Source organism: Enterococcus haemoperoxidus ATCC BAA-382, from assembly GCF_000407165.1.
Lineage (GTDB): Bacteria > Bacillota > Bacilli > Lactobacillales > Enterococcaceae > Enterococcus_L > Enterococcus_L haemoperoxidus.
This window is the reverse complement of sequence record NZ_KE136479.1, coordinates 1,685,222-1,709,149: the sequence shown is the minus strand read 5'-3', so window position 1 is coordinate 1,709,149 and position 23,928 is coordinate 1,685,222. Positions and strand designations below refer to the sequence as shown.

Sequence of the window (23,928 nt, the reverse complement as noted above, 5' to 3'; positions counted from 1 at the left end):
TGTTTTTTGCGTTATAATATAGAAAAAAGAATGGTAAAAAGGAGCTTAGTTTATGAAAAAATTTATCTACGCAATCAGTGATATTCACGGGGAATACGAGTTGTTTGAAAAATTGATCCAATACTTTGATCCGAAGATGCATCAATTAGTATTGATCGGTGACTTAAATGATCGTGGCCCCAAAACAAAAGAGAGCTTTTTACTTGGAAAAGAATTGGTTGAGAAATATAAAGCCGTTTACCTTAGAGGAAATCATGAAGAATATTTTCTGCAGTTTCTAAATAAACCAGAGGACTGGTTTACTAGTTACATTCGTAACGGTGGTAAAGAAACGATGGAAAGTTTGCTTCATAAAGGAGCAACAGAAGAATATTCCCCAACTGAGATCAGCATGATGATTCGCAGCAGATATAAAGAGTTGATTGAATTTTTGACTGAGCGGCCACTTTACTTTGAATGGGAAGAGTATATTTTTGTTCATGCTGGAGTAGACTTAACTAAAAAAGACTGGCATGAAACGAGTCCGCATGATTTTATCTGGATCAGAGAGGCGTTTCATCAAGGAAAAAATCATACAGGTAAAAAAATTGTGTTTGGTCATACCATTACTCCAATGCTTCATGGAGATATGGAGACAACTGACTTGTGGCTGTCCGATAATAAAATTGGGATTGATGGGGGCGCTGTGTTTGGTGGTTCAGTTCATGGTGTGATTTTCGATCAAAATGGAATCGTGCAAGACATTGAATATCAAAATTTAAATGGACCTTGGCAGCCTGATTTTTAAACAACTGTTTCTATTTGAACCGAGTAAAGTCTTTTTTAAGCTTTTTGCTCGTCCTATATTTCAACAAGAAAATATGCTAAAATGAAACAGTATGTTAATGAAGAGAGGTATGTAAATATGGCAGAAGCTTATAACCAAGAAGTAGTTGATTTACTTCAGAAAGAATTGACAGAATATCGTCCCAAACAAATCACAACAGTGCTGACTTTATTAAGTGAAGGCAACACTGTTCCTTTTATTGCCCGTTATCGTAAAGAAATGACGAACAGTTTAGATGAAGTGCAAATTCGTGAAATTGAAGAACGGTACACCTACTTAGGTAATTTAGAGAAACGCAAAGAAGAAGTACTTCGTTTAATCGAAGAGCAAGGAAAACTGACAGATGAGTTAGCTAAATCCATTCAAAAAGCGACAAAAATGCAGCAAGTAGAAGATCTATATCGCCCTTACAAGCAAAAACGTCGTACCAAAGCAACAATTGCCAAAGAAAAAGGACTAGAACCTTTAGCAGACTGGTTAATGAGCTTTCCAGTTCAGGCAGATGTAACGGCTGAGGCTGATAAATATGTGGATGCTGAAAAAGAAGTTGATTCAGCGGAAGCAGCATTGCTTGGTGCGCATGAAATCATTGCTGAACGAGTATCCGATGAGCCTAAATTCCGTACTTGGATTCGTGATTTTACCTTTAAACATGGGCAATACGTAAGTACAGTTAAAGACGAAGAGAAAGACGAGAAATCAGTTTATGAAATGTATTATGATTTTTCTGAACCTGTTAGTAAAATGGTTTCTCATAGGGTCTTAGCAACAAATCGTGGTGAAAAAGAAGATATCTTGAAAGTTACTCTTTTGGTAGAGGAAGAAAAAATCAATTCTTATTTAGAACGACAATTGATTGGAAATAATAAACAATCTCCAACAGCGGCTTATGTTGAAACAGCGTATTTAGATAGTTACAAACGATTTATTGGTCCAGCCATCGAACGTGAGATTCGTAATGAATTGACTGAAAAAGCCGATGAACAAGCAATCAATATTTTTGGTGAGAACTTACGTAATCTATTGCTTCAACCACCATTGAAAGGCAAAGTCGTTTTAGGGTTTGATCCAGCTTACCGAACAGGATGCAAAATGGCGATTGTCGATGCCACAGGTAAAGTATTAGCGATCCAAGTGATTTATCCTCACAAACCAGCTTCAGGAGAAAAACGTGCAGCAGCAGGTCCTGCTTTTAATCAGTTGATTGAAAAGTATCAAGTTGAAATGGTGGCGATCGGTAATGGAACAGCTAGCCGTGAATCTGAGCTATTTGTTGCTGAACAATTAAAACAAATCAAACGGGACGTTTTCTATGTGATCGTTAACGAAGCAGGAGCGTCTGTCTATTCTGCGAGTGATGTAGCGAGAACTGAATTTCCAGATCTACAAGTAGAAGAAAGAAGTGCGGTCAGTATTGCTCGCCGTTTGCAAGATCCTTTAGCAGAACTTGTAAAAATCGATCCGAAAGCGGTCGGCGTCGGTCAATATCAACATGATGTTTCCCAAAAACGTTTAGCAGAACAATTGGATTTTGTTGTAGAAACAGCTGTTAACCAAGTCGGCGTAAATGTAAACACAGCTAGCCCACAATTATTACAACATATTTCTGGTTTAAACAAAACGACTGCTCAAAACTTAATGGCCTATCGAGATGAAAATGGCGCCTTTACGGCTCGTAATCAAGTTAAAAAAGTTCCTCGTTTAGGTCCAAAAGCTTATGAACAAGCGATTGGGTTCTTGCGAATTCCAAATGGGAAAAACATATTGGATAATACAGGGATTCATCCAGAAAGTTATGATGTTGCTAAGGCAATTTTAGAAAAAGCCAGCGTTAAATTAGCAGAACTTGGAACTCCAGAAGCTGCCCAAAGCATTAAAGGATTGTCATTAGATCAATTAGAATCTGAATTAGCTGTTGGGAGTGAAACCTTGAAAGATATCATCCAAGCATTAGTCCAGCCAGGAAGAGACATGCGTGATGAAATGCCTGCTCCTCTTTTAAGAAAAGATGTCTTATCCATGGAAGACCTTAAATCTGGAATGGAGTTGCAAGGTACAGTTCGAAATGTTATCGATTTTGGTGCTTTCGTTGATATTGGTGTAAAACAAGATGGCTTAGTCCACATTTCAAAACTTAGTACAAAATTTGTTAAACATCCTACAGATGTCGTTGCTGTAGGAGACGTTGTGACCGTTTGGGTAGAAGATGTAGACATGAAGAAAGGGCGCATTAGTCTAACGATGTTGCCGCAAGCTGAAAGGAAAGATTGATTTTGAGCAGTTTTTCGAAAGAAGGAAAACCAACAAAGCCAGTATTTACCGATGAACAGTTACAAAAGTTAGTAGAAGAAATTTCGTTGGCTTTTTTTGAAAAAAAGTTTAGGCATAAAGCTTTTTTCAATCGACGGTTGAAAACCACAGGTGGGCGGTATCATTTAAATTCTCACGATATTGATTTTAACCCGAAAGTTATTGAACTTTATGGCGAAGACGAATTAATCAAAGTCATCAAACATGAATTATGTCATTATCATCTTCATATTGACGGCAAGGGCTATCAGCATAAAGATTCTGACTTTAAGACATTGTTAAAAAAAACGGGTGGAAGTCGTTATGTTCGACCTTTAGTAGAGCAAAAGCCGCAATCTTATCATCAATATCAATGCGAAAAATGTCAAACATTGATTTTAAGAAAACGTAGAGTCAATACCCAAAAATTTGTTTGCGGCAAATGTCGAGGGAAACTTGTAGAAGTTTAGACAAAAGTGTTTAGCTCTGAGAAAGAAGAGCTAAACACTTTTGTGCTACCCTCTTTGTATTATTGACGGAAAAGGAAAGTAGGGAACAAGATGATTCGCCAATGGAATGAAGTAATCAACTATTTAGCTGCACAAGAAAAAATAACAGGAAGCTATGATTTAGCAATTTTGGCTGGAAATAGTCTTCCTTATCTTGCCGATGAACTGATACACTTATATAAACAAAAAAAAGTATCTGCGGTTTTACTTGTAGGTGGTATCGGTCACGCTACGCCTTTTTTACGAAATAATTTTAAAAATATGGGAATTGACGTCTCGGATGCTAGTGAAACTGAAATGTATTTAGAGTATTATAAAATGAAATATGATATAGCTCCAGAGTTATTCTTAACAGAAATGCACTCAACCAATTCTGGTGAAAATGCACTCTTTTCTTTAGAGGTTGTAAAAAAAGCTAGAATAGCGCAAAAGAAGGTCTTATTACTGGAAGATCCGATTTTACAAAGAAGAATCAAGGCGACCTTTGAAAAACATTGGCAAGAAACGAACACAATGTTTACAAATTATGTACCAATCGTGCCTTATCTGAAATCTATAGATAAAACCATTCTTTTTGAAGATGATAGACTTAATGGTTTATGGACAAAAGAATATTTTCTGTCTTTAGTTTTAGGGGAGATTCCTCGATTGAGAAACGATGAATATGGTTACGGACCAAAAGGAAGTAATTACATCGGGGAAGTAGAAATTCCAAATAATGTCAGTAGGGCTTATGATGAGCTATGTCAAGTATATGCGTATAAGCAGCAGCGTTAACTTTTATTATGTACGTTTGCCTGTTAGATGAACCATTGACAAAAGGTAGGCCGTATTTTATCATATGTTAAGATACACTTATTTCATAAAATATAAAATGCGGTCATGGCGGAATGGCAGACGCGCCAGCTTGAGGGGCTGGTGGGGGCAACCCCGTGGAAGTTCGAGTCTTCTTGGCCGCATAGTTCAACCCTAAACCTTGGTATATATAGGTTTAGGTTTTTTTTAATGTCTCCATAAAAGTTCTGATGAACGAAGCGATGCAATAATTTGTAGAAAAACTAGTGTATCTATTAAGGTAATTACTCTAGTTTTTCAAAAAGTCGATACAAGCTATTTTTTTCTGTAATTTCTCTTGAGGATGAGCATAATATTTTATAAATACATCAAAGGTATTCCCTAAACTATCTGCAATAGCTTGTAAAGTTGCACCATAGTTGGTATTTTCATTATTGTTATTAATATAGCATTAAAGTGGCGTATGTATACCTCAACGAATACAGTTGATAATGGGGAAAATTGGAATTTAATGTTATGGGAGATGGACAAGAATTAAATAAATAAAATCACCGATTTTTGATGACTATATTTATTAAGTCCTAGGAACCTGTTTTGGTGGTTTTAAGATAATAACTTGATCAATTTTAATGATTAAACTTGCAGATGCCAAATACGTATATGATAGCAGTGAGGTTAGCCAAATAGATATTGAGCATGCTGTTATTGAACTACAGCAAGCAATTAATAACTTAGTATAATAAGAAAAGGGTTTGTAAGTGTAAAAACTTGCAAACTCTTTTTAAATGGACAAACTTGGATAAAAATCATAATTTCAAATCTATCAATTTTATTGTACATTTAGTAAAATAAATAGTAATTAGAATTAAAGTTTAATTATGATAAGTACACTTTTTTAGTAAATGGAAAAAGTAGGTGGAAAATGAAAAAGAAACTATTAGTAGTTATAGGTATTATTGTAATAATTACCATTGGGATTGGAGGGAAAGTGATGTTAGACAATAAGAAACAAGAGGATAAAATGATTAAGATTGTGAATAGTCAAGAAGCAAAAGAAGTATTTGAGAATGGTTTAAAAGTACTAGACCCGAAAGCACTCACAGAAGAAGGAATTATTAAATCGTATGAAATTGATGAAGAAAGTATCAAACATAATCCTATGGGTGGAATTAACGGTACTTTAATCATTGATGCAGATAAAGAGTTATATGTAAGGTTTCATTTAGACAAAAACAATAATGGGCAGTTTAAAAAATCTGTAATTTCAGGTAACTCTTCGAAATTAGGTGAGAAATTGAGAGGGGGAACAATTGATGACTAAAGCTTATTCTGATGAGGAACGTGTTGAAATTGCATCCAAAGAATACGAAGAATGGTTAATAAAAGATGAAGTCAGACTTGATAATAATGATTTAGTTGGAGTGATATCCATTGTAAATGATAAATCCACTGGAGAACAATCTTTTGTTATTACAGATAAGTATTGTCCTGCCTCTTCATCAATCGAACAAAGAAACCAAGTAAAAGAAGTTACGGTAATTTATCGTGGTTCTTCTTTTGAGTTATCATCAGATGCTGTCAAAGACTGGTTATTAAATGATATTCCCACTGGAATACAAGTGATTAATGGTGGTGGAGCAGTAGCAACGCCACAATTGCAGTCTTCGGCAGAAACCTTAAAAAATGCCATGGAACTATATCCAAATGCACAAGTATTTGTTTAGGGACACTCATTAGGTTCCATGAATGCGCAATACGCAGTTTCAGATTTATCTGATAAGGATAGTTTACGTATTGCAGGTGGATTTTTTTATGAAGGGCCAAATATCTATGGTGTTCTTTCCCCAAAACAACAAGCAACGGCAGATGCATTAACAAAACTAAACAAATTATTTAATTATGTTGATTCAAAAGACATTATAGCAATCGGTTATGGTTCGGGTAAACTATCAGTAGGAAATATTATTAGAATAAACTCCAAAAAAGTAGGACTTATTGACCAACATATGTGGGGTGGATGTGATTTTAATAAAGATGGAAGTATTAAGGCTCCAAAAGAAGGGAGTCTCCAACTGGCTAAATACATGGTAACTCAACAACTATCTGCAATAGATATGATGAGAAAGAGTCTTATGAAAAGCGGTGGTGGTCTTTCTAAATCTGAAGAGATTTTTCTTGATGCATCAGAAGCAATGGTAATCACCCAAGGGATGAAACAAACAATCAGTGGCGAAATTACAGAGCTCAAACAAATGTATACAGATGGTATCAAAAATGCAGGAGATTTGTGGAGAACAACAAAATCGAATGCTGAAAATACAGGTTCCCATTTATCTTATGGAGAGTGTATAGATGCATTAGCTAGGGGAAATGCAACAGAAAGTAGCATCGTAAGAGAACCAGTCCGTGTATATGAGGAGAAATTAGCGAAAGCTACAAAGATAAGCCGAAATTATGATGAATTAAATTAATACAGAAAATAAGGGAGTCAATTACGAAACAATTACAAACAGACCAAGAGTTAGCGAATCAGATAAGGAGCATGTAATGGACACAGAAGAAGAGCTATCTAAAAAATTGGATGCTTTAGAAACAGACTATAGAAAAGAAAAACAACAAATAAAAGAAACAATAGAGGATGTTCATCAGGAGAATCGGGTGTTCCGTAGCGAACTTGAAAGTTTAGCTGATTATGTAAGGTACATGGCAAAAAGTGAAGAAGCTAATGAACCTGAAGCATTGCAACAAGCTTACAGATTCCTTCAAGAAGCGCAAGAAGAAGGTCAAATGGTCATTAAGAAAACATTGAATAAATTAGATGATGAGCAAGAAGAACAAAGGCTTTCGTATCAAAAAAAAAGAATGTCCTATGAAGAGGATATGTTACTAGTAAGAAAAGAAAGGAATTCATAAATGTTAGATGCATTAAAAGAAAGTTTAGCAGATATCCGAAAAGAATTAGAAAAAAAGTTGATTCAAACATTTGTAGCTAATCAAAGCCATGCAACATCTGAAAATCGTAAACAAATGATGAATCAAATGGAAAAAGAAAAGATGATCGGGTTAAAAAGTACAAGTTCCAGTTATCTATCCAGTTTTAAAACATCAGCAAAAGGGCAATGGGTAAAGCAAGCAGAACAAACATTTAAACAAACCACTGAGCAATTTGATGACTTATAAAAGCATAATTTATCAGGTGAAAGGTGCAATTATATTGATGACTCTTTTTTTGTACTTCTATTTTTAACGGCTATAGGAGCCTGCCTAGTGAGTATTATTGACGAGGTGCAATTTAGGTAATGCACTCTAATTTAAAACGTCTAAAAATTAACTTGGTAGCTTTTAACAGTAATTTAGATAACAAACAGTTGGCAATGGAATATTGATTTATCTCAAATACCCATATTAAAGATTAAATAACGCAGAAAATACATAAGTGATAGGCGATAAAAATTTTTCAGAGAACATTGATTTTCATTTTATAAAAAAAGTTGAATTTAAAAATATCAGAATTTGTAAATGTATTAATAGGTATTGACGATTATAAAGCCTACAAAGAATTTGCAGAAAAATATAAAAATCGTAAAGTAGAGTTTGATGGAAATATTGCTTACATGTCTTTACACGGAAATAATAAAACTCGATATGATTTCTTAATAACGCCTGGTAACTATGACCCTAATGGTAATAGTGGAGCTAATTTTCAAATTAACAATAAGAATGTTACTTACGATTTACATTTAACAGGTGATAACATTCCAGACTCCATTTCAGAAGGTCTTAATATACACATAATTGCAACAATTGACAGTTACAATGAGAATGCTGATCTTTTGATGATAACGCCTATAGAAATAAAAATTAGATAAATTAAGAAAAATGAGTTTGGGGCAAAATCAGATTTTTTCTGACTATTGGCCCAAACTCAAAATTATAACTTATGTGTATTGTTTTTTTACATACTCATCCATGTCGGTTCCAAAGAATTTCCATCTGGATCTTGCACTTCAAGACCAAACATCATATCTTCTGGAATACCCATATCAACCTTATAAAAATCGCCACCATTTGCCTTAGCCGTTTCAGCAAATTTCTTCACAGCATCTGCACTTTCCAGACTAAACGCAACTAAAACACCACTAGTTGTTTTTGTATCTGCAATTTTTTTATCTTTGATAAATTTACTGTAAAAATCATGATTTAACAACATAACCCAAAAGTTATCATCCCAAACCATTGAGCTTGTTTCTTCGGTAGAAAATTCTTGGTTTTTTTTGAATCCCAATTTTTCGTAAAATTCTGTAGAACGTGCTACATCTGTGACTGGGAAATTTACAAATACCATTGTTGCCATAAAAATTCAACCTTCTCTCTTTTTGTTGTTTAGTGCAATTAGAGCATCTCATGAGCTGAATTTTTTGTCAAAAATAAAGAATTAAGTTAAGTCTGTTATTTAAATAAGGAAACCTCTCTTTATTTTACTATGAGACTTTAAATTATACATATTTTTATTGTAAAAAAAGTTGACTTTTTGTCAATAAAATAGAATGATAGAGAGGAACCAAAAAAATAGTAAAAATAGGAGAGAAAAATGAAGATTTGTCAGTCATGCCAACATGAAAACGAAGAAGCAGCACTGTTTTGTGAAAATTGTGGGGATAAGCTCAAAACACAGCCGATTACTCAAGCGGAAAATGATGATACATTTGAGTTAAAAACACCAGAAGTAGCTGAAAATAATACCTGTTCATGCGGTACAGTATTAGAGGAAGAAGACCAGTTCTGTACAACTTGTGGGGAATCTGTATCAAAAGATCCCACTTATCACCTAGAAGATGCTCAGGTAAGCAAAGTAAAACAACCAATGAAACAAAAACAAAAGATTTTAATTACGCTATCTGTTGCGCTTATGTGCCTAGTTTTTGGCACTTATTTTGCTGCGAAAAATTATTATAGTCAAGAGAACCAGCTTAAGAGAATGGTAGAAATCGTTAAAAATAAAGATGTCAATAAGATGGAACAATTGACGGTTTCAGTAGATCCTAATTATAATGTAACAAGAAAAGAAATAAAAAAGTATTTTGATTATTATGGACGTAACGAACACAAAGAAGCTTTTTCTCGACTGATTGAACAATTAGGCAACGTTGATAATCATACAGGAGTGTTATCGCTGATAAAAAATGGCAAGAAGTTTTTGCTGTTTGATCATTATCAATGGGCTTTAAAACCAGGCTACATAACGATTAAAGCGAATCAAAAAGATATGAAGTTATTCTTGAATAATCAAGAAAAAGAGACAACCGATAAAGCGCAGTTTCAAACTGTATGGGGGCCGTTAACTCCAGCAGAATATACAGTCAAAGGTGAGTTAGCTGGTGAAAAAAGCGAAACAACAATCGACTTGCTTCAACGTCAGAATTCTGGTGATAATCAAACGAATCAAGTAAATTTGGACTTTCGTAAAATCTCATTTAAACTTACTTCTAATATCTCTGAAGCCGATGTTTTTATTAATGATAAAAAAATAGGACAACTGTTGGCTGGCGAATACGAAGTAAAAAATCTGATTTGGCACCAAGAAATGACTGTTCAATTGAAACAAGCGCTAGAAGATAAAAGTGTTATTGAAACAAAACCTTATATAATAAACGATTCGTCTTTTGATGCAAGCGAATATGATCCAGAATCGTACTCTTCGATTATTAAACTGGATTTTGCTGGTATTCAAGGAGAGTCCAATATTGAATGGTTTTTAAACAGTTTTTATTCAACTGTTTCTGGCTATACAAGTACGTATTCAACTTATGATGAAACAACGAAACAAAAGTTTTCGAATCATTTTATTGATGGCAAAGACAATGCGGAGTATCAAGATTTCAATACGTTTATTCAATCAGTGCGTGATAGTAAAGTCAAAAGCTCGGTAACGGGTTCCCCAACTGTGGAGTCGGTTAAAATGACTGGGAAAAACATTTACGATGTTCAATACTTAATCAAATACAAAACGAATTATAAAGAGTATAAACAACCAGATGTCACGCAACTATTTCGTTACAAAAAAGCAACACTTATTTATAATGAAGAAGAAAAGCAGTTTGCTATCAAAAGTTTAGGCGGTAAAGAGAATTTTGAAGTGGTAGATAATGGTGGAATAGACTAAACGACTGAGCTTAATTAGTTTCATAAACTACCCTCATATTTTCCTGTTTTTTTATGGGAACCTGAACGAGCTCATTGCACTTTTAGAGGAGGAACCATCATCAATAATAAAAAAATGATTGTCAGCGCGGTACTTATTTTACTTTTGATTTTTAGCATTAGTTTAGCTGTTATTTTATTATTTAATCAGACCGACAATACAGTGGAGCAAAAAAGTTCGAGCAGTACACTCACAAAGGGGACTGAAGAAACAACGAATTCGATGAACAAAAATGAAAAACAATCTGCGAAGAATCAAGAAGAAGTGATCAATGACACGATTTCTTCAATGAGTATCGAGGAAAAAGTCGGGCAGTTATTCTTAGCTCGTGTACCGATAGAAGGACAATTAGAGAGTATTGAAGCATATCATTTAGGTGGTTACCTTCTATTTGGTCGTGACGTTGAGATGGAAACGTCAGATTCACTGAAGGAAAAAATAAAAAGCTATCAATCTAGCAGTAAATTACCGTTATTCATTGCATCAGATGAAGAAGGAGGGACAGTTTCTCGTTTGAGTAGAGGAACAGATTTAGTTCCAGCAGAATTTAAAGCACCACAGCAAGTATATCAAGAATCTGGATGGGAAGGGATTTGCTCAGATATTCAGGAAAAAGCCAAAGTCTTACATTCTTATGGGATTCAAGGTGGTTTATTCCCTGATGCAGATGTGTCAACTGATCCCGAAGCTTTTATCTATGACCGAACATTAGGACTTGATGCGCAACAAACAAGTGAATACGTGAAAATAACTGTGGAGGAGTTAAAAAAACAAAAAATTGCTTCAACGTTGAAACATTTTCCAGGTTATGGAAATAATCGAGATTCTCATGTAGAAATTGTTTACGATACTCGCAGTCTAGATGAGCTTAGAAATAATGATTTCTTGCCTTTTAAAGCAGGAATAGCAGCAGGAGCAGACAGTGTTCTAATTTCTCACAATATCATTACGAGTATTGACGAAGCAATGCCAGCATCGATCTCCCGACCAGTTCATGATATTTTGCGAAATGAATTAGGATTTCAAAACGTTATCATGACAGATGATATGGATATGGCGGGGCTGGCAGATTTTATTTCGCAAAAAGAAGCGGGACTGGCTGCATTAAAAGCAGGAAATGATTTAATTTTGTCTTCTTCTTTTCAAGAACAGATTCCATATGTTTTACAAGGAATCGAAGAAGGAGTATATACTGAAAAAGAGTTGAATCAATCGGTTTATCGAGTGTTAAAAATGAAAATGGATATAGGGTTAATAAATTGGTAGAGGTGTGGTTGTATGAACTATTGTATTCAGTGTGGCAAAGAAATAAAAAAAGAGGCAAATTTTTGTCCATTGTGTGGTAAGTGTCAAATTCAAGAATCAGCAGAAGCAACTTCTGTAGAAACTATTTTAAAAAAAGGAACACAACTTCAAACTAGTTTAAATGAACAATTGAAGAATAATCAAACTATGCAGCAGGTAACAACTGAAAGTAAAAACTATTTTAGTTGGCTGAATAATCAAATCAAAGGGGAAGAGAAAGGCAATGTAAAAAAGACCCAATTTTTTGGTGTAGTTAATTTCTTCTTGTTGATTATATTGAACGCTTTAGCAATAAGTCGCAGTATTTTAAGGATGAGTGACTATAGGAATGAAAGCCCAATAGCATTATTTATTGAAAGTTTGTTATTGATTGGTGTTTATTTTTTCCTGTTTATTCTGGTGTACTTTTTTGCATCAAACAAACTCGGCCGAGAAAAAGTATCGTTTTTAGATTCATTTCATACACTTTTTAGTCCGGTAAGTATAACGGTATATAGTAGTTTAATCGCTTTCCTGTTTTCTTTTTTACCGATTGACTCTTATATGATCGTGATGGGATTGTTTTGTTTGTCCGCATTATTGATCAGTTTATCTTTTACAGATCGGTTGTGGAAAAGAGAAGATATTCTTGGTCGATTTTGTCTTACTTTGGTGATCGTATCAATTTCATTTATTATTGTTTTTATCATCTTCAAATTAGTTGGTGGATCTAAAATAATTGATGTATTTATTGAAAATCTTAATTAGTTGAAACAAAAATGTATAGCTCCGAGAATCAAGTAGATACTGTGCAATATCAACTCATATTTCGTTGTGTTTTACAGCACTTCAATGAGTTTCAATTCTTAGAAGTTGATGTAATCCAAATGGAGTGTAGTCTACTTTTTGTCGGCTGTTTATTCTATTTAAAGCCCTTGAGAAAGCTGATTCTTAGCTTTCTCAAGGGCTTTTTTCTGCAATTTTTCAAATCAAATTTGGGTTCATTTTTTGATAATTCTCTAATTTATACGCTAAATTTTTTTCATAATTTTGATTAAAAAAACTAAGATATAAACGATCCAAAAGAAACATTAAGGACATCCGTGTTGAGAAGGACGAGATTTTATTGTAATGGTTTTCCAGAGAAGAAAAGAATAATGTTCCGTCCACTTTTTCATCTAGAAGCGTACTGTTTTTTGATGTAATTAATAAAATCTTACTATTATTTTTTTTCAAAGTTTCCACTATTTTTTTAACGCTAGAGCCACGTCCTTCATAAGAAATAATGATGGCTAAATGATCAGAAGTACTGTTAGCTGCTGATAGATTTTGCATATAATCATCAATCGGCACATTAATTCTTTTACCGATTTCTTGCATCTGAAATTGAAAATTCTGAGCAAAATAAATATTTGCAGACGAGGCGTAGATATCAATAAACGCTGATTTGTCGATTAATGAACTAGTAATCGCCATCATTTCAACAGTATTTACGTCAATCGTTGATTGGACAGTTTGCTCATAAACTGTTTTTAGCTTTTTAGTCATCGCATAATGATTATCTTCTGCAGAAATAGGATAATCCATATCAATAATCTGCTCAGAATTATGCTCATTTAAATAGTTTACCAATGCTAGTTTAAGATCGTTCAATCCATCAAGATCTAACTTATTAATCAAACGGTAAATCGTTGAAATAGAGACATAAGAATGATTAGCCAATTCTTTAGGTGAAAAATGAATCACTTTTTCTGGAGAATCAAGGATATAGTCGACAAGTGCTTTTTCACTTGTAGTCAATCTGTCTAAATTTTTTAATTTTAGGATTAAGTTCATCACGCAAACCACCTTTCAGTTAGGGTTGTATAACTGAATTATAACTGATTATGGCGTATTGTGTTAGAAATAAAAAATAGATTAGGAGCATGTCAGCTCTTAATCTATTTTTTTACATTATAAAAGTTCTGCTAATGCTTTGGCAATCCCATCTTCGTTATTTGTCAAAGTGATTTTATCCGCAGCTTTTTTTAATTCATCTACGGCATTTCCCATTGCAACACCGATTCCAGCATAGTTGATCAACGATAGATCGTTATGACCGTCACCAAATGAAATAATATGTTCTTGATTGATACCTAAAGGTTTTAATGTTTTTTCTAAGGCGTTAGCCTTGTCAATTCCTTTGTCAGTAAATTCAAAATACATCGGAGCAGAAAATATCCCGCTAACGGTCTGTTCAAAAGGCGCAAGAATTTGTTGCCAATGTTCTTGTAAATACTCTGGCTGAGCTGCTACAAGTATTTTATGCAGCGGAAAATCAACAAAAGATGCTAAATCTGTTTTTTCGCATAACTGGAAATTGCCACCGCGTGATTCATATTCGATAATGTTGAACAACCCATCTGAGAACTCCAAATCCAACATTCCATCAAAGACGTTATTGACATACATATATTCATTTTTAGCAATCATCGGTTTTACATCAAACTGCTTAAGATGTTCCAATATATTTTTACTACTTTCAACAGAAAGAGGTTGGCTGAACAATTCATTTTGTGTACGAACATCAAGTACATGTGCACCATTATACGATACAATCAAACCATTATATCGAGCCATCTCTAGTTCTTCAACATACTTCATCATACCAGGAGTAGGTCTTCCTGATGCTAGAATTACTTTTATGCCATTTTTTTGAGCGTTGATCAAAGCTTCTTTTGTCTGACTAGTCAGTTTTTTATCATCATTTAAAAGTGTTCCATCAATGTCTAAGACGATTGCTTTTATATCCATTCCGATTCCTCCATCTCGTATCTAAATTAAATGGTTAACTCTAAGTGATTTCCTTCCGGATCTGTAATGACAGATTCATAGTACCCATCACCAGTTGTACGGCAAGGACTTAATAAGGTATAGCCTTCTAGAACTAAGATATTTGTTAAGTTGTCGACATTATCCTTACTACCTAAAGAGAAAGCCAAATGAGCAAATCCTAAAATTTCTTCCTCATGATTACGGTGAGTGACGTCATCTCGTTGCATGATCTCAAGTCTAGCGCCATCAGTGAAAGTTAAAAAATAAGAATGGAAGCTTGTTTTTTTGTTATGGTAAAGCTCAGAAGAGGTAGCGTTGAAATAGGTTTCATAAAATTTGCGCATCTTTTCCAACTCTGTTACCCATAATCCAATATGTTCAATTTTCATAAAATACTCTCCTTACTAGATATAATTAATTCAAAAAAATTTATTTACATTGTTAGTATAATGCAAAAGTAGTATTGAAAAAGGGAAAACAGAGAGATTGAAAGAATCTTCTCAAAAATAATGCTCGTCAACCATTAAACGTGATAATTTTTATTCAATAACTAATGATTACGATGGATAAAATCAACGATCGAAAAAGTCTCCTTTAAAGCAGCAAGAATAGTAAATAATTGAAGAGCAAAACCAAATAGTTATGCTTTAGAAACAATCGACATGGAAAGTTCCATCACGTAATGATCATCAGACGGCTTATTCTTACTACTAGCTAAATATAGGAAGTGTGGTAAATGTTTGTTGACAAAGCAAAAAAGACCATGGTATAGTAAATGCAATAAAAAACGAAGTGAGGGATCCGTGAGTTGAAAAATTAAGTCAATTTGTTGAAGCTGCATTCAGACTGTAACTTGAGAATTCTCAAGGGAGCAGTGTGCAGATTTTCAGGATTGGCATTGATTTTTTCAGCGTACGGGTCTTTTTGTGTACTCGTAAACGTCTTGCCGATTCTGTGAAGAACTGAAGGAAGTAGTTATATTCCTTCCGCTTTAGTTAACGAGGTGAGATTATGTCAAAAATTGAAATGAAAAATATAACATTCGGGTATGACACCCAAGGGACTTTACTATTTGATCAAGCAAATCTAAATTTTGATACGCAATGGAAATTAGGGTTGATCGGCAGAAACGGTCGCGGGAAAACTACGCTACTGAAGATTTTACTGAATCAGCTAGAATACAGCGGTCAAGTTAACCATCAGCTAGAATTTTTATATTTCCCACAACCAATTAAAGAGAAACAGCAGTTAACCTATTACGTACTGCAAGAAATCAGCGATTTTGAACAATGGGAAATTGAGCGTGAATTAAATCTTCTTAAAGTTGATCCAGAAATTTTATGGCGCTCATTTGATACACTTTCTGGTGGTGAACAAACGAAAGTGCTTTTGGCACTATTATTCATTGATGAACATCATTTTCCATTAATCGATGAACCAACCAACCATTTAGATATTGTAGGACGCAAACAAGTAGCAGAATATTTAAAAAAGAAGCGTCAGGGATATATTGTTGTCAGTCACGATCGTTCATTTGTAGATGAAGTGGTCGATCATGTGTTGTCGATTGAAAAAAGTCAGTTAGAACTGTATCAAGGAAACTTTACAGTTTATGAAGAACAAAAGAAAATAAAAGATGAGTTTGAGTTTGCACAAAATGAAAAACTAAAAAAAGAAGTTAGTCGTTTGAAAAAAACAGCTGCTGAAAAAGCTGAATGGTCTCGTTCTAAAGAGCAAGATAAATATGGAAAAGCTTCAGAAAAGGGCAGCGGTGCAATCTATGATACTGGCTTCATTGGTGCAAGAGCAGCTCGGACAATGAAACGGGCGAAGACGATCGAACATCGAATGGAAACACAGTTATCAGAAAAAGAAAGTCTTTTAAAAGATATCGAATATATCGATCCACTGACAATGAACTATCAACCAGAACACCACAAGCGATTACTGACAGTTGAGAATTTGACTTTAAGTTACGATGAGCAAAGCTTGTTTCAAGAAATCTCTTTTGAACTAAACCAAGGGCAGCAAATTGCGTTAGCAGGACAAAATGGTTCTGGAAAATCATCGATCATTCGTTTTTTACTTGATCAATTTGATGGTGTAAGTAAAGGTGTAATCACAAGCCCAGATAAATTAAAAATCAGTTATGTTCGCCAAAACTATGAAGATAACAGAGGAACATTGCTTGATTTTTCTGAAGAGCAAAACCTCAATCACCAAGAATTTCTCAATAACTTACACAAATTAGGGATGGAAAGAGAAGTCTTTCAAAATCGTATCGAACAAATGAGCATGGGGCAACGAAAAAAAGTTGAGTTAGCAAAGTCTTTGGCACAGCCAGCGGAACTTTATATTTGGGATGAGCCGTTAAATTATCTAGATGTTTTTAACCAAGAGCAATTAGAAAAACTGATTTTATCGGTAAAGCCAACAATGTTGATTGTAGAACATGACCAAGCTTTCTTGGAAAAAGTTGCTACTCAAGTGATTACTTTAACTAAAAATAGCTAAAATTAATCTGTCAAACGACTTCGGTTTAGGAATCGTTGGACAGGTTTTTTGGACTTTCTTTTCATTGACAGAGTTAAGAATAAAGGGCATTCTGCAAAAAATCATTCGGTATGTTTTTGAAGGAGATTAAAAAAATGGTGAAAAGATATGATACCGAAGCCACGGTTCAAGATACTGTTAATGAATTGGACGGTTTATCTCGGGAGGCTATTTATCACCATTTTCAATCAAGAGAAGCTATTATTGACGGTGTGTTGAGAAAGTTGATTCAAATGTATCCTTTTAGGTAGTCTATTCTTTTACTGTTAGTTGTAGCTACTACGTTAGATAAATTGTTTGAACTGCATAAAAAACAAGCATCAGATGTTACTAAAGGAAAAGTTGTTTGGACACTATCGTATCGCTGAAGACTTAAAAAAAATTATGAACGAAAAGTAAAGATAAATGGATAATAAAGTACAAAGCGTTGTTTTAAGAACAGCAGATTTTTACTTTATTATTTTTATTACGTCCAAAGTACTTTCTAGTATTGTTATTCCTAATTATCTTTGCCATAATAATAGTAGGAGATATATAACTAAGTGATCAGGAAAATTGAGAAAGTGAGCTGGGGTTATGAATTGTTGGGAAATTTTAGCGCTAGAACCGACTTCAGATAAAACGAAAGTCAAACAAGCTTATGATGAAAAGGTCAAAATGATCAATGTGGAGAAAGACCCACTCGCGTTTAAAAAGTTAAAAGATGCCTATGATTCAGCGATTTTCTTATCTGGTGCGATCATTGAAAGCAATCGGCCAGTAGAACCTGATACTCCTTCAGTTGAAGTAAATGATAGTAACATTGGTACTACGACATTTAATTCAGAAGCTGAAACCAAAGCAAATCAAAATGATGTTGAACACTTCATAGTAAAAGAGTCAGCTGTTGAATTAAATAATAAACGGATGCCGTTAAAAGAAGTACAAAAGGCTCTACCTGAAAATGAAACAGAAGAACGGAAACAGACTACTTCTGTGCTGATTTTTAAACAAGAATTAGCAATGATTTACGAAAAAATGGACTTTTTTTCAGATGTCGAAAAATGGACACCTCTATTTTCTAATGAGTTAAAATGGACAAGTGATGAGTACAACGAAATAACAGAAATCATCCAAATATTTTTACAGTCAAATTATCGAGTGCTATCAAGACAGATCATTATTTATTTTGAAACCTTTTTTGACTTTGATTCACTAGCTAAAGAATATAAAATTGAAGATAATTTCCGATATACTTGGACAAAAATTAAACATGTGCCGCCTTTTTCATTTGATATTTATCAAGATATTCCAAAAGAAGAACGCATTGAGTATTTCACGAATCGTTATGAATTATTTCAAATAGTGGAAGGTGCTGTTGCAAACCAGAGTTCTTGGTTTGAACGATTGAATGTGTGTAAGACAATTACCACGAAAGATTACGATGTGATCAATTTGCAAATCTCGTATCTATTACTAAATGATTTTAGAATGGAACAAGAACAAACAGTCACTGAATTCAAAGTACTTATTGGTGAAGCCAATACTTTAAAAGCAAATAAAACCAGTGCTTTTTTTAATGCCTATTATGAATGGGTTAAACAAAAGGGTTCCACAAATGATGTGTTGATATACAATAACAGTGAGTTAACAATACCCGTAACAATCTTCAAATTACTAATAGGATATGTGTATTTCAGTCTAAGTCGCCACTCTCGTGTAAAGGAATGCTGGGGAGAACTAAGTAAAAAGAACCCTTCATTGTTTAGACCAAAAGAATTAGCTATGCTACAGTTAACAGAACCAATGCGCAGTTTGCCAAAGAAGAAAAAAAGTATGTGGCAGTATTTATGGGTTATTTTTCTATTAGTTATGGTTGTTTCTAAAATAAACGGAATTATTTCAAGAGATAACGAACGAAATTCTTATTCTTCAATTCCTGATCTTGAAAGCTCATTTAGTGGAGAAAATGATTCGGAGTATAGTGATATTTCAGCTGATCTTTTAGAATTGAAAGAAAGTGAAAATCTTTATGATCAGTTTATCTATTATTTTTATATTGATCGAGAAGATGAAGATCGAGCAAATTTTATAGACACAAACTTAGTTGGCCAAGCTAAAGAAAAAGCGCAAAGAGTGATGATTTCTGAATTACCCGAAACGTTGATTGATTCCAGATATGATTTTTATGCTTCACCAGATAATGTAGCAGGCTATGGTCCTGTGACTGCTCTCACTCTTTTAGACGAAGAGGAGCCGTTCATTATACTGCAAGAAGACAAAGATGAAAAAATCTCCAATGTTTTTGGAAATGGCTGGGAAGTACTACCTAAAGAGAAATTTGAAGCACTATGGGCAGATATTCAAGTTCGTCCAATGATGTCGCAAAAATTCTTTGTTGTATATTATTTATTGTCAGATGAACGTAATGAAAATATAAAAGACAATCCAGAATATGCAACAGAAAATGTGAAGAAATTGCTGGAAAGGAATCGTTCAATGCCGATAGCTCAAGAGTTTGAAGCTGGTACTTGGCAAATCAGTCAAGACGATGAAGATAAGCTATACACGATCATCAACGATAAAGATGACAAACATCGCTTTATTCTGTCTTACGATGATTATGGTCGTTTAGAGCATATTTTCGGAGATGAATGGGAAAAGATCGACGATTTCAAGAAAAAGACAATTTATGATAACGCTGAAGAAGAAAAAATTGGCGTTTATTGAATATTTACTAAAGAGAACTAAAAAAAGTTATGACTGAAAAAATTAAAATTCAGTTGTAACTTTTTTTGTGTGATCTAAAGTAAATATTTTTTTTAGAAATGAATCGTATAGTAAAAATTAAAAATAAAACAAATTTTGTGTATAATGAAGAGGTTATTGATTATCAAAATTTAATACAAGTAAAAAAGAAAGAAGTGTGAGCAGTGGAAAATATTCTTAGTTTGCTAGGCGTTCTGATCGTCATTGTCGGTTTTGCAATGAAATTAGACTCGATTTTGATTGTTATGATTGCCTTAGTTGTGACGGCCCTTGTCGGGGGAATTGGTTTAGAAGGGATGTTAGATATATTAGGTACAAGTTTCGTTAGTAACAGAGGAATGGCTATTTTTATTATTATTATGTTGGCTACCGGAACTTTGGAAAGAAATGGGTTAAAAGAATCAGCAGCGTCGTTGATTCGCCGCTTTAAAAAAGTTTCAGCGGGTTTGATCATCGATATTTATGGTGTTTTTCGGATGATTTTTGCCGCATTCAATGTCAGCTTCGGTGGTGTTGCTGGATTTGTTCGTCCAATTATTTTACCAATGTCAATTGGAGCTGTTGAATCTCAAAATTTAGAATTAAACAAAGAATATGAAGAAGAGCTTAAAGGAATGGCTTCAGCAATGGAAAATATTTGTTGGTTCTTTGGACAAGTATTATTTATCGGTGGTTCAGGTGGATTGTTAGTTCAATCAACGTTAAAAGAATTAGGCTATGAAGTGACATTAGTTCAATTGGCTGCAGTTGAAATTCCTGTAGCACTCGTTGCATTGGTTACAGCTAGTATTTACTTTTATACAAAAGACCGTCGCTTGATGAAAAAATATTATGGTGATAGTGAGCAGAAAGGAGACCAATCATGAGCTATTTTATGAGTTCAGAAGTGTTACTTGGTGAGAAATTATTAGAAATTTTATATATTTTGATGGGCTTGATTTTGATTTATACTGGTATCAAGAATTTATTTGATAAAAGTAACTCCCATCGTTATGGGACAGGTTACTTTTGGTGTGCCTTAGGGATCGTGATCGCTGGTGGCCGTTTTATGCCGTCTATGATAAGTGGAATCTTGATTTTTTCTATGACGATTCCAGCAATCTTGAAAAAAGTCAGTAAAGGACAAAGTAAGTTGCCTTCTAAAGAATATATGCAAGAAATGTCAGATAAGTTAGGGATGAAAATTTTTGTTCCAGCATTAAGTATTGGTGTATTTGCTATTATCTTTGCTTTATTTACAAAGCTAGGGGCATTGGTTGGAGTTGGAGTTGGTGTTTTAGTAGCAATTCTGATCTTGATGCTTTATTCTAAAAACAATAAACCAACAACATTTTTAGATGATGCGGCTGACATGCTTGGAACAGTGGGACCATTAAGCATGTTACCAATGCTTTTAGCGTCATTAGGAGCCGTTTTCACTAGTGCAGGTGTTGGAACAGTGATTTCTTCTGCAGTCGGAACGATCGTACCGCAAGGAAATGTTGTACTGGGCATTATTATCTATGCTTTTGGGATGATGCTATTTACAATCATCATGGGGAATGCGTTTGCCGCGATTACTGTGATGACAGTGGGAATTGGCGCTCCTTTTGTTTTAGCCTATGGTGCAAATCCAGCATTGATCGGTATGTTGGCATTGACTTGTGGGTATTGTGGTACATTATTAACACCAATGGCTGCCAATTTTAATGTCGTTCCAGTCGCAATGTTAGAGATGAAAGATAAATATGGTGTCATTAAAAACCAATGGTTTATCGCGATCTTTATGTTTGTATTCCAAGTTGTTTATATGATTTTATTTAAATAATCGGTTAGCTAGTTTTACAAAGAAACAGGTTAGCCAATTTATGAGTTGATTTCGTTTAGTACAACGACATGAGCTAGCGATTACACTATAGTTTAAATTAGGAGGAGACTTACAATGAAAGTTTTAGTCACAGGTTTTGATCCATTTGGTGGAGATTCTGTTAATCCAGCATATGAAGCAGTTAAAATGATTCCAGATGAGGTGGCAGGAGCCGAAGTCATCAAATTAGAAATACCGACAGTTTTTAAAGAAAGCGGTGAAGTATTAGAAGCTGCAATCAAAGAGCATAATCCTAATATTGTGATTTGTGTGGGACAAGCAGGTGGCCGGAGTGCTGTTTCATTTGAACGGGTAGCAATTAATTTAGCGGAAGCAAGAATTCCTGATAATAAAGGGAATCAACCGATTGGTTCAAAATTGGAAGAGGATGGAGAAACAGCATATTTTACAACATTACCAATCAAAGCAATGATGAAAAATGTGCAGGAGCATGGCTTACCAGCATACATCTCTTATACAGCAGGAACGTTTGTCTGCAATGATATCATGTACCGCCTGTTATATATGATCGATAAAGAATTTTCAGGCATTAAAGGCGGATTTATCCATGTACCATTTGAACCAACTCAAGTAGTCGACCGCCCAGTTGGTACTCCCTCAATGCCGATCAAAACGATTGCGGATTCACTGACTTACGCAATTGAAGCAGCAGTTACAACAGAAGTGGATATTGAGGAAAATACGGGAACGACACATTAGAATTATTGTTGAATAGATATGGAAGAGTTTGAGATAAAAGAGTTATTTTTGTCTCAAACTCTTCTGTTTTACTTATTAAATGGAACGAAAGACAAAAAGATTCAATCTGCTGATAATGATTCTCATTATCATTTTGTTGTGATATACTAACACAATAAGGAAAGGAGTGATTCAATGAAAAAAGTACAACTAAATGAATTTTCAATTAACTATGATATTGTACAAACGGAGCAATGTCCTGTGATGCTCGATGAACAACTATATATAGAAGACAAGAAATTGCCACGTTATTTTATTGGTGAAACAACCATGACATTTTTTGATTTCTACCATGCTGATAGCCCAGATTTTCAAGAAACTGATTATCGGTTATCAGAAAGATTTCTGCAAATTATCGGTAGATTTCCTCATACAAATCAGAAAAAAATTGCATTAAATGAGAGCGAGAGCTATAGTATTAAACAAGTACCTGTTTACGTCACGGCGAAAGATTATATTTTAGCTGAAAACAACTCTGAAAAATATGCAAAATTCAGAGAAAAAATGACAATGATTCAGTCATTGACTCCTATAATTGAAGATGAGGCAGAATTAGTTGTTGGCTACAAAAGAAAACGTCTATTATTAGATGGTACATACGGTTCCAGAGAATTACTTGAAAAAGGCCAGGAAAAAAATGTTCAGGCCATTCAAGAGAAATTAGAATATGTGAATGAGATGTATTATTTTGCACATTATAGTTATGCTGCAATGGTTCAATTTTTACCTGAATATGACATTACGACCTATGATCAGTTTCACAAAGCATATGGAAAGTTTGTCTACAGTTTTACGATTACTAAAAACGGTAAAACCATTCCACTTCTATGGCCGGATTACTTGTATCACAAGCCAGAAAATCATTTAGAGTTCGGACTTTTAGCAAATACTAGACAACCAAGGTATTTACAATTTGATGAGTGGGAAGCAAAAGAGCCAATAATGATTGAGATATTGGCCGATGGTTTTGAAGATGTTCGGTTTGAAACACACTTAAAACAGCCTATGAATGTTCAACCGAAATTATCTAAATCGGAATATACACTAGGTGAGACGATATGTCTGTCACTTGATTCAGGGTTAATTAAAGAGTTAGCCAAACAAGAAGCTAAATTTGAGTTATATAAAACCAAAAAGACTTCAGAAAACGGTTATTCATTAAACTATGAATTATTGGAAGAGCAATTGTTGATGCCAAGTGCACAATTTGAAAAAACAGGCCGTTATCAGTTAAAAATTACGAGTGACGTATATGGTCAGCTATTATTTTTATTTACAATAAAACAAGAAGGGTAATTACAAG

24 protein-coding genes and 1 tRNA gene are annotated in these 23,928 nt (G+C 34.1%); 21 read left to right on the top strand and 4 right to left on the bottom strand.

What is annotated here, in order from left to right:
• Positions 1-52: 52 nt before the first annotated feature.
• The 11 genes from I583_RS07895 to I583_RS07850 all read left to right on the top strand — a co-directional run bounded on the left by I583_RS07895 (position 53) and on the right by I583_RS07850 (position 8,288).
• On the top strand, positions 53-787 hold the full coding sequence (locus tag I583_RS07895) for a metallophosphoesterase (RefSeq protein WP_010761021.1): 735 nt from the start codon (positions 53-55) through the stop codon (positions 785-787).
• 117 nt (positions 788-904) lie between these two features.
• Positions 905-3,097 (top strand): Tex family protein, encoded by a 2,193-nt coding sequence (locus tag I583_RS07890; protein WP_010761022.1) that lies wholly within the window; start codon positions 905-907, stop codon positions 3,095-3,097.
• A gap of 2 nt (positions 3,098-3,099) precedes the next feature.
• A complete protein-coding gene (locus I583_RS07885) occupies positions 3,100-3,585 on the top strand; it encodes a SprT family protein (protein ID WP_010761023.1) in 486 nt (161 codons plus the stop codon).
• A 90-nt stretch (positions 3,586-3,675) separates the two neighbouring features.
• A complete protein-coding gene (locus tag I583_RS07880) occupies positions 3,676-4,401 on the top strand; it encodes an ElyC/SanA/YdcF family protein (RefSeq protein ID WP_010761024.1) in 726 nt (241 codons plus the stop codon).
• 99 nt (positions 4,402-4,500) lie between these two features.
• A tRNA-Leu gene (locus I583_RS07875) sits at positions 4,501-4,583 on the top strand.
• A gap of 758 nt (positions 4,584-5,341) precedes the next feature.
• A complete protein-coding gene (locus I583_RS07870; protein WP_010761025.1) occupies positions 5,342-5,740 on the top strand; it encodes a DUF1310 family protein in 399 nt (132 codons plus the stop codon).
• Positions 5,733-6,143 carry a hypothetical protein gene (locus I583_RS16925; protein ID WP_010761026.1) on the top strand — a complete coding sequence of 137 codons (411 nt, stop codon included), beginning with the start codon at positions 5,733-5,735 and terminating at the stop codon, positions 6,141-6,143. Before I583_RS07870 ends, I583_RS16925 begins: the two co-directional genes overlap by 8 nt.
• A gap of 18 nt (positions 6,144-6,161) precedes the next feature.
• Positions 6,162-6,890, top strand: coding sequence for a hypothetical protein (locus I583_RS16920; protein WP_010761027.1), 729 nt, complete (start codon positions 6,162-6,164; stop codon positions 6,888-6,890).
• 76 nt (positions 6,891-6,966) lie between these two features.
• Positions 6,967-7,332: a hypothetical protein gene (locus tag I583_RS07860; protein ID WP_010761028.1), complete on the top strand. Its 366-nt coding sequence runs from the start codon at positions 6,967-6,969 to the stop codon at positions 7,330-7,332.
• Positions 7,333-7,599 (top strand): hypothetical protein, encoded by a 267-nt coding sequence (locus I583_RS07855; protein ID WP_010761029.1) that lies wholly within the window; start codon positions 7,333-7,335, stop codon positions 7,597-7,599. It begins immediately after the preceding gene.
• A 311-nt stretch (positions 7,600-7,910) separates the two neighbouring features.
• A complete protein-coding gene (locus I583_RS07850; RefSeq protein ID WP_010761030.1) occupies positions 7,911-8,288 on the top strand; it encodes a DUF4839 domain-containing protein in 378 nt (125 codons plus the stop codon).
• A gap of 86 nt (positions 8,289-8,374) precedes the next feature.
• Here I583_RS07850 and I583_RS07845 read toward each other — a convergent pair whose 3' ends face one another.
• Positions 8,375-8,773: a VOC family protein gene (locus I583_RS07845; protein ID WP_010761031.1), complete on the bottom strand. Its 399-nt coding sequence runs from the start codon at positions 8,771-8,773 to the stop codon at positions 8,375-8,377.
• Positions 8,774-9,010: 237 nt separating this feature from the next.
• Between I583_RS07845 and I583_RS07840 the strand changes: the two genes are divergently transcribed.
• The 3 genes from I583_RS07840 (at position 9,011) to I583_RS07830 (ending at position 12,673) form a co-directional block, all read left to right on the top strand.
• A complete protein-coding gene (locus I583_RS07840) occupies positions 9,011-10,582 on the top strand; it encodes a zinc ribbon domain-containing protein (protein WP_010761032.1) in 1,572 nt (523 codons plus the stop codon).
• Positions 10,583-10,696: 114 nt separating this feature from the next.
• Positions 10,697-11,887, top strand: a complete 1,191-nt coding sequence (locus I583_RS07835; protein WP_010761033.1) for a glycoside hydrolase family 3 protein — start codon at positions 10,697-10,699, stop codon at positions 11,885-11,887.
• 12 nt (positions 11,888-11,899) lie between these two features.
• Positions 11,900-12,673 (top strand): zinc ribbon domain-containing protein, encoded by a 774-nt coding sequence (locus tag I583_RS07830; RefSeq protein WP_010761034.1) that lies wholly within the window; start codon positions 11,900-11,902, stop codon positions 12,671-12,673.
• 216 nt (positions 12,674-12,889) lie between these two features.
• Here I583_RS07830 and I583_RS07825 read toward each other — a convergent pair whose 3' ends face one another.
• The 3 genes from I583_RS07825 to I583_RS07815 form a co-directional block, all read right to left on the bottom strand.
• Positions 12,890-13,741: a MurR/RpiR family transcriptional regulator gene (locus I583_RS07825; protein ID WP_010761035.1), complete on the bottom strand. Its 852-nt coding sequence runs from the start codon at positions 13,739-13,741 to the stop codon at positions 12,890-12,892.
• 117 nt (positions 13,742-13,858) lie between these two features.
• On the bottom strand, positions 13,859-14,698 hold the full coding sequence (locus tag I583_RS07820; protein WP_010761036.1) for a Cof-type HAD-IIB family hydrolase: 840 nt from the start codon (positions 14,696-14,698) through the stop codon (positions 13,859-13,861).
• 26 nt (positions 14,699-14,724) lie between these two features.
• The gene (locus I583_RS07815; RefSeq protein ID WP_010761037.1) at positions 14,725-15,108 is read right to left on the bottom strand and encodes a VOC family protein; all 384 of its coding nucleotides are present in this window, start codon (positions 15,106-15,108) and stop codon (positions 14,725-14,727) included.
• A 622-nt stretch (positions 15,109-15,730) separates the two neighbouring features.
• Here I583_RS07815 and I583_RS07810 point away from each other — a divergent pair.
• The 7 genes from I583_RS07810 (at position 15,731) to I583_RS07785 (ending at position 23,921) form a co-directional block, all read left to right on the top strand.
• A complete protein-coding gene (locus I583_RS07810; RefSeq protein WP_010761038.1) occupies positions 15,731-17,233 on the top strand; it encodes an Lsa family ABC-F type ribosomal protection protein in 1,503 nt (500 codons plus the stop codon).
• 134 nt (positions 17,234-17,367) lie between these two features.
• Positions 17,368-17,523 carry a TetR family transcriptional regulator gene (locus I583_RS16470; RefSeq protein WP_010761039.1) on the top strand — a complete coding sequence of 52 codons (156 nt, stop codon included), beginning with the start codon at positions 17,368-17,370 and terminating at the stop codon, positions 17,521-17,523.
• A 325-nt stretch (positions 17,524-17,848) separates the two neighbouring features.
• Positions 17,849-19,981 (top strand): hypothetical protein, encoded by a 2,133-nt coding sequence (locus I583_RS07805; RefSeq protein ID WP_010761040.1) that lies wholly within the window; start codon positions 17,849-17,851, stop codon positions 19,979-19,981.
• Between the two features lie 203 nt (positions 19,982-20,184).
• On the top strand, positions 20,185-20,886 hold the full coding sequence (locus I583_RS07800; protein ID WP_010761041.1) for a DUF969 domain-containing protein: 702 nt from the start codon (positions 20,185-20,187) through the stop codon (positions 20,884-20,886).
• On the top strand, positions 20,883-21,827 hold the full coding sequence (locus tag I583_RS07795; RefSeq protein WP_010761042.1) for a DUF979 domain-containing protein: 945 nt from the start codon (positions 20,883-20,885) through the stop codon (positions 21,825-21,827). The genes I583_RS07800 and I583_RS07795 overlap by 4 nt, the downstream gene beginning before the upstream one ends.
• 114 nt (positions 21,828-21,941) lie before the next feature.
• Positions 21,942-22,586: a pyroglutamyl-peptidase I gene (gene pcp, locus I583_RS07790; RefSeq protein WP_010761043.1), complete on the top strand. Its 645-nt coding sequence runs from the start codon at positions 21,942-21,944 to the stop codon at positions 22,584-22,586.
• 174 nt (positions 22,587-22,760) lie between these two features.
• Positions 22,761-23,921 carry a hypothetical protein gene (locus I583_RS07785; protein ID WP_010761044.1) on the top strand — a complete coding sequence of 387 codons (1,161 nt, stop codon included), beginning with the start codon at positions 22,761-22,763 and terminating at the stop codon, positions 23,919-23,921.
• The last annotated feature ends 7 nt before the right edge of the window (positions 23,922-23,928 follow it).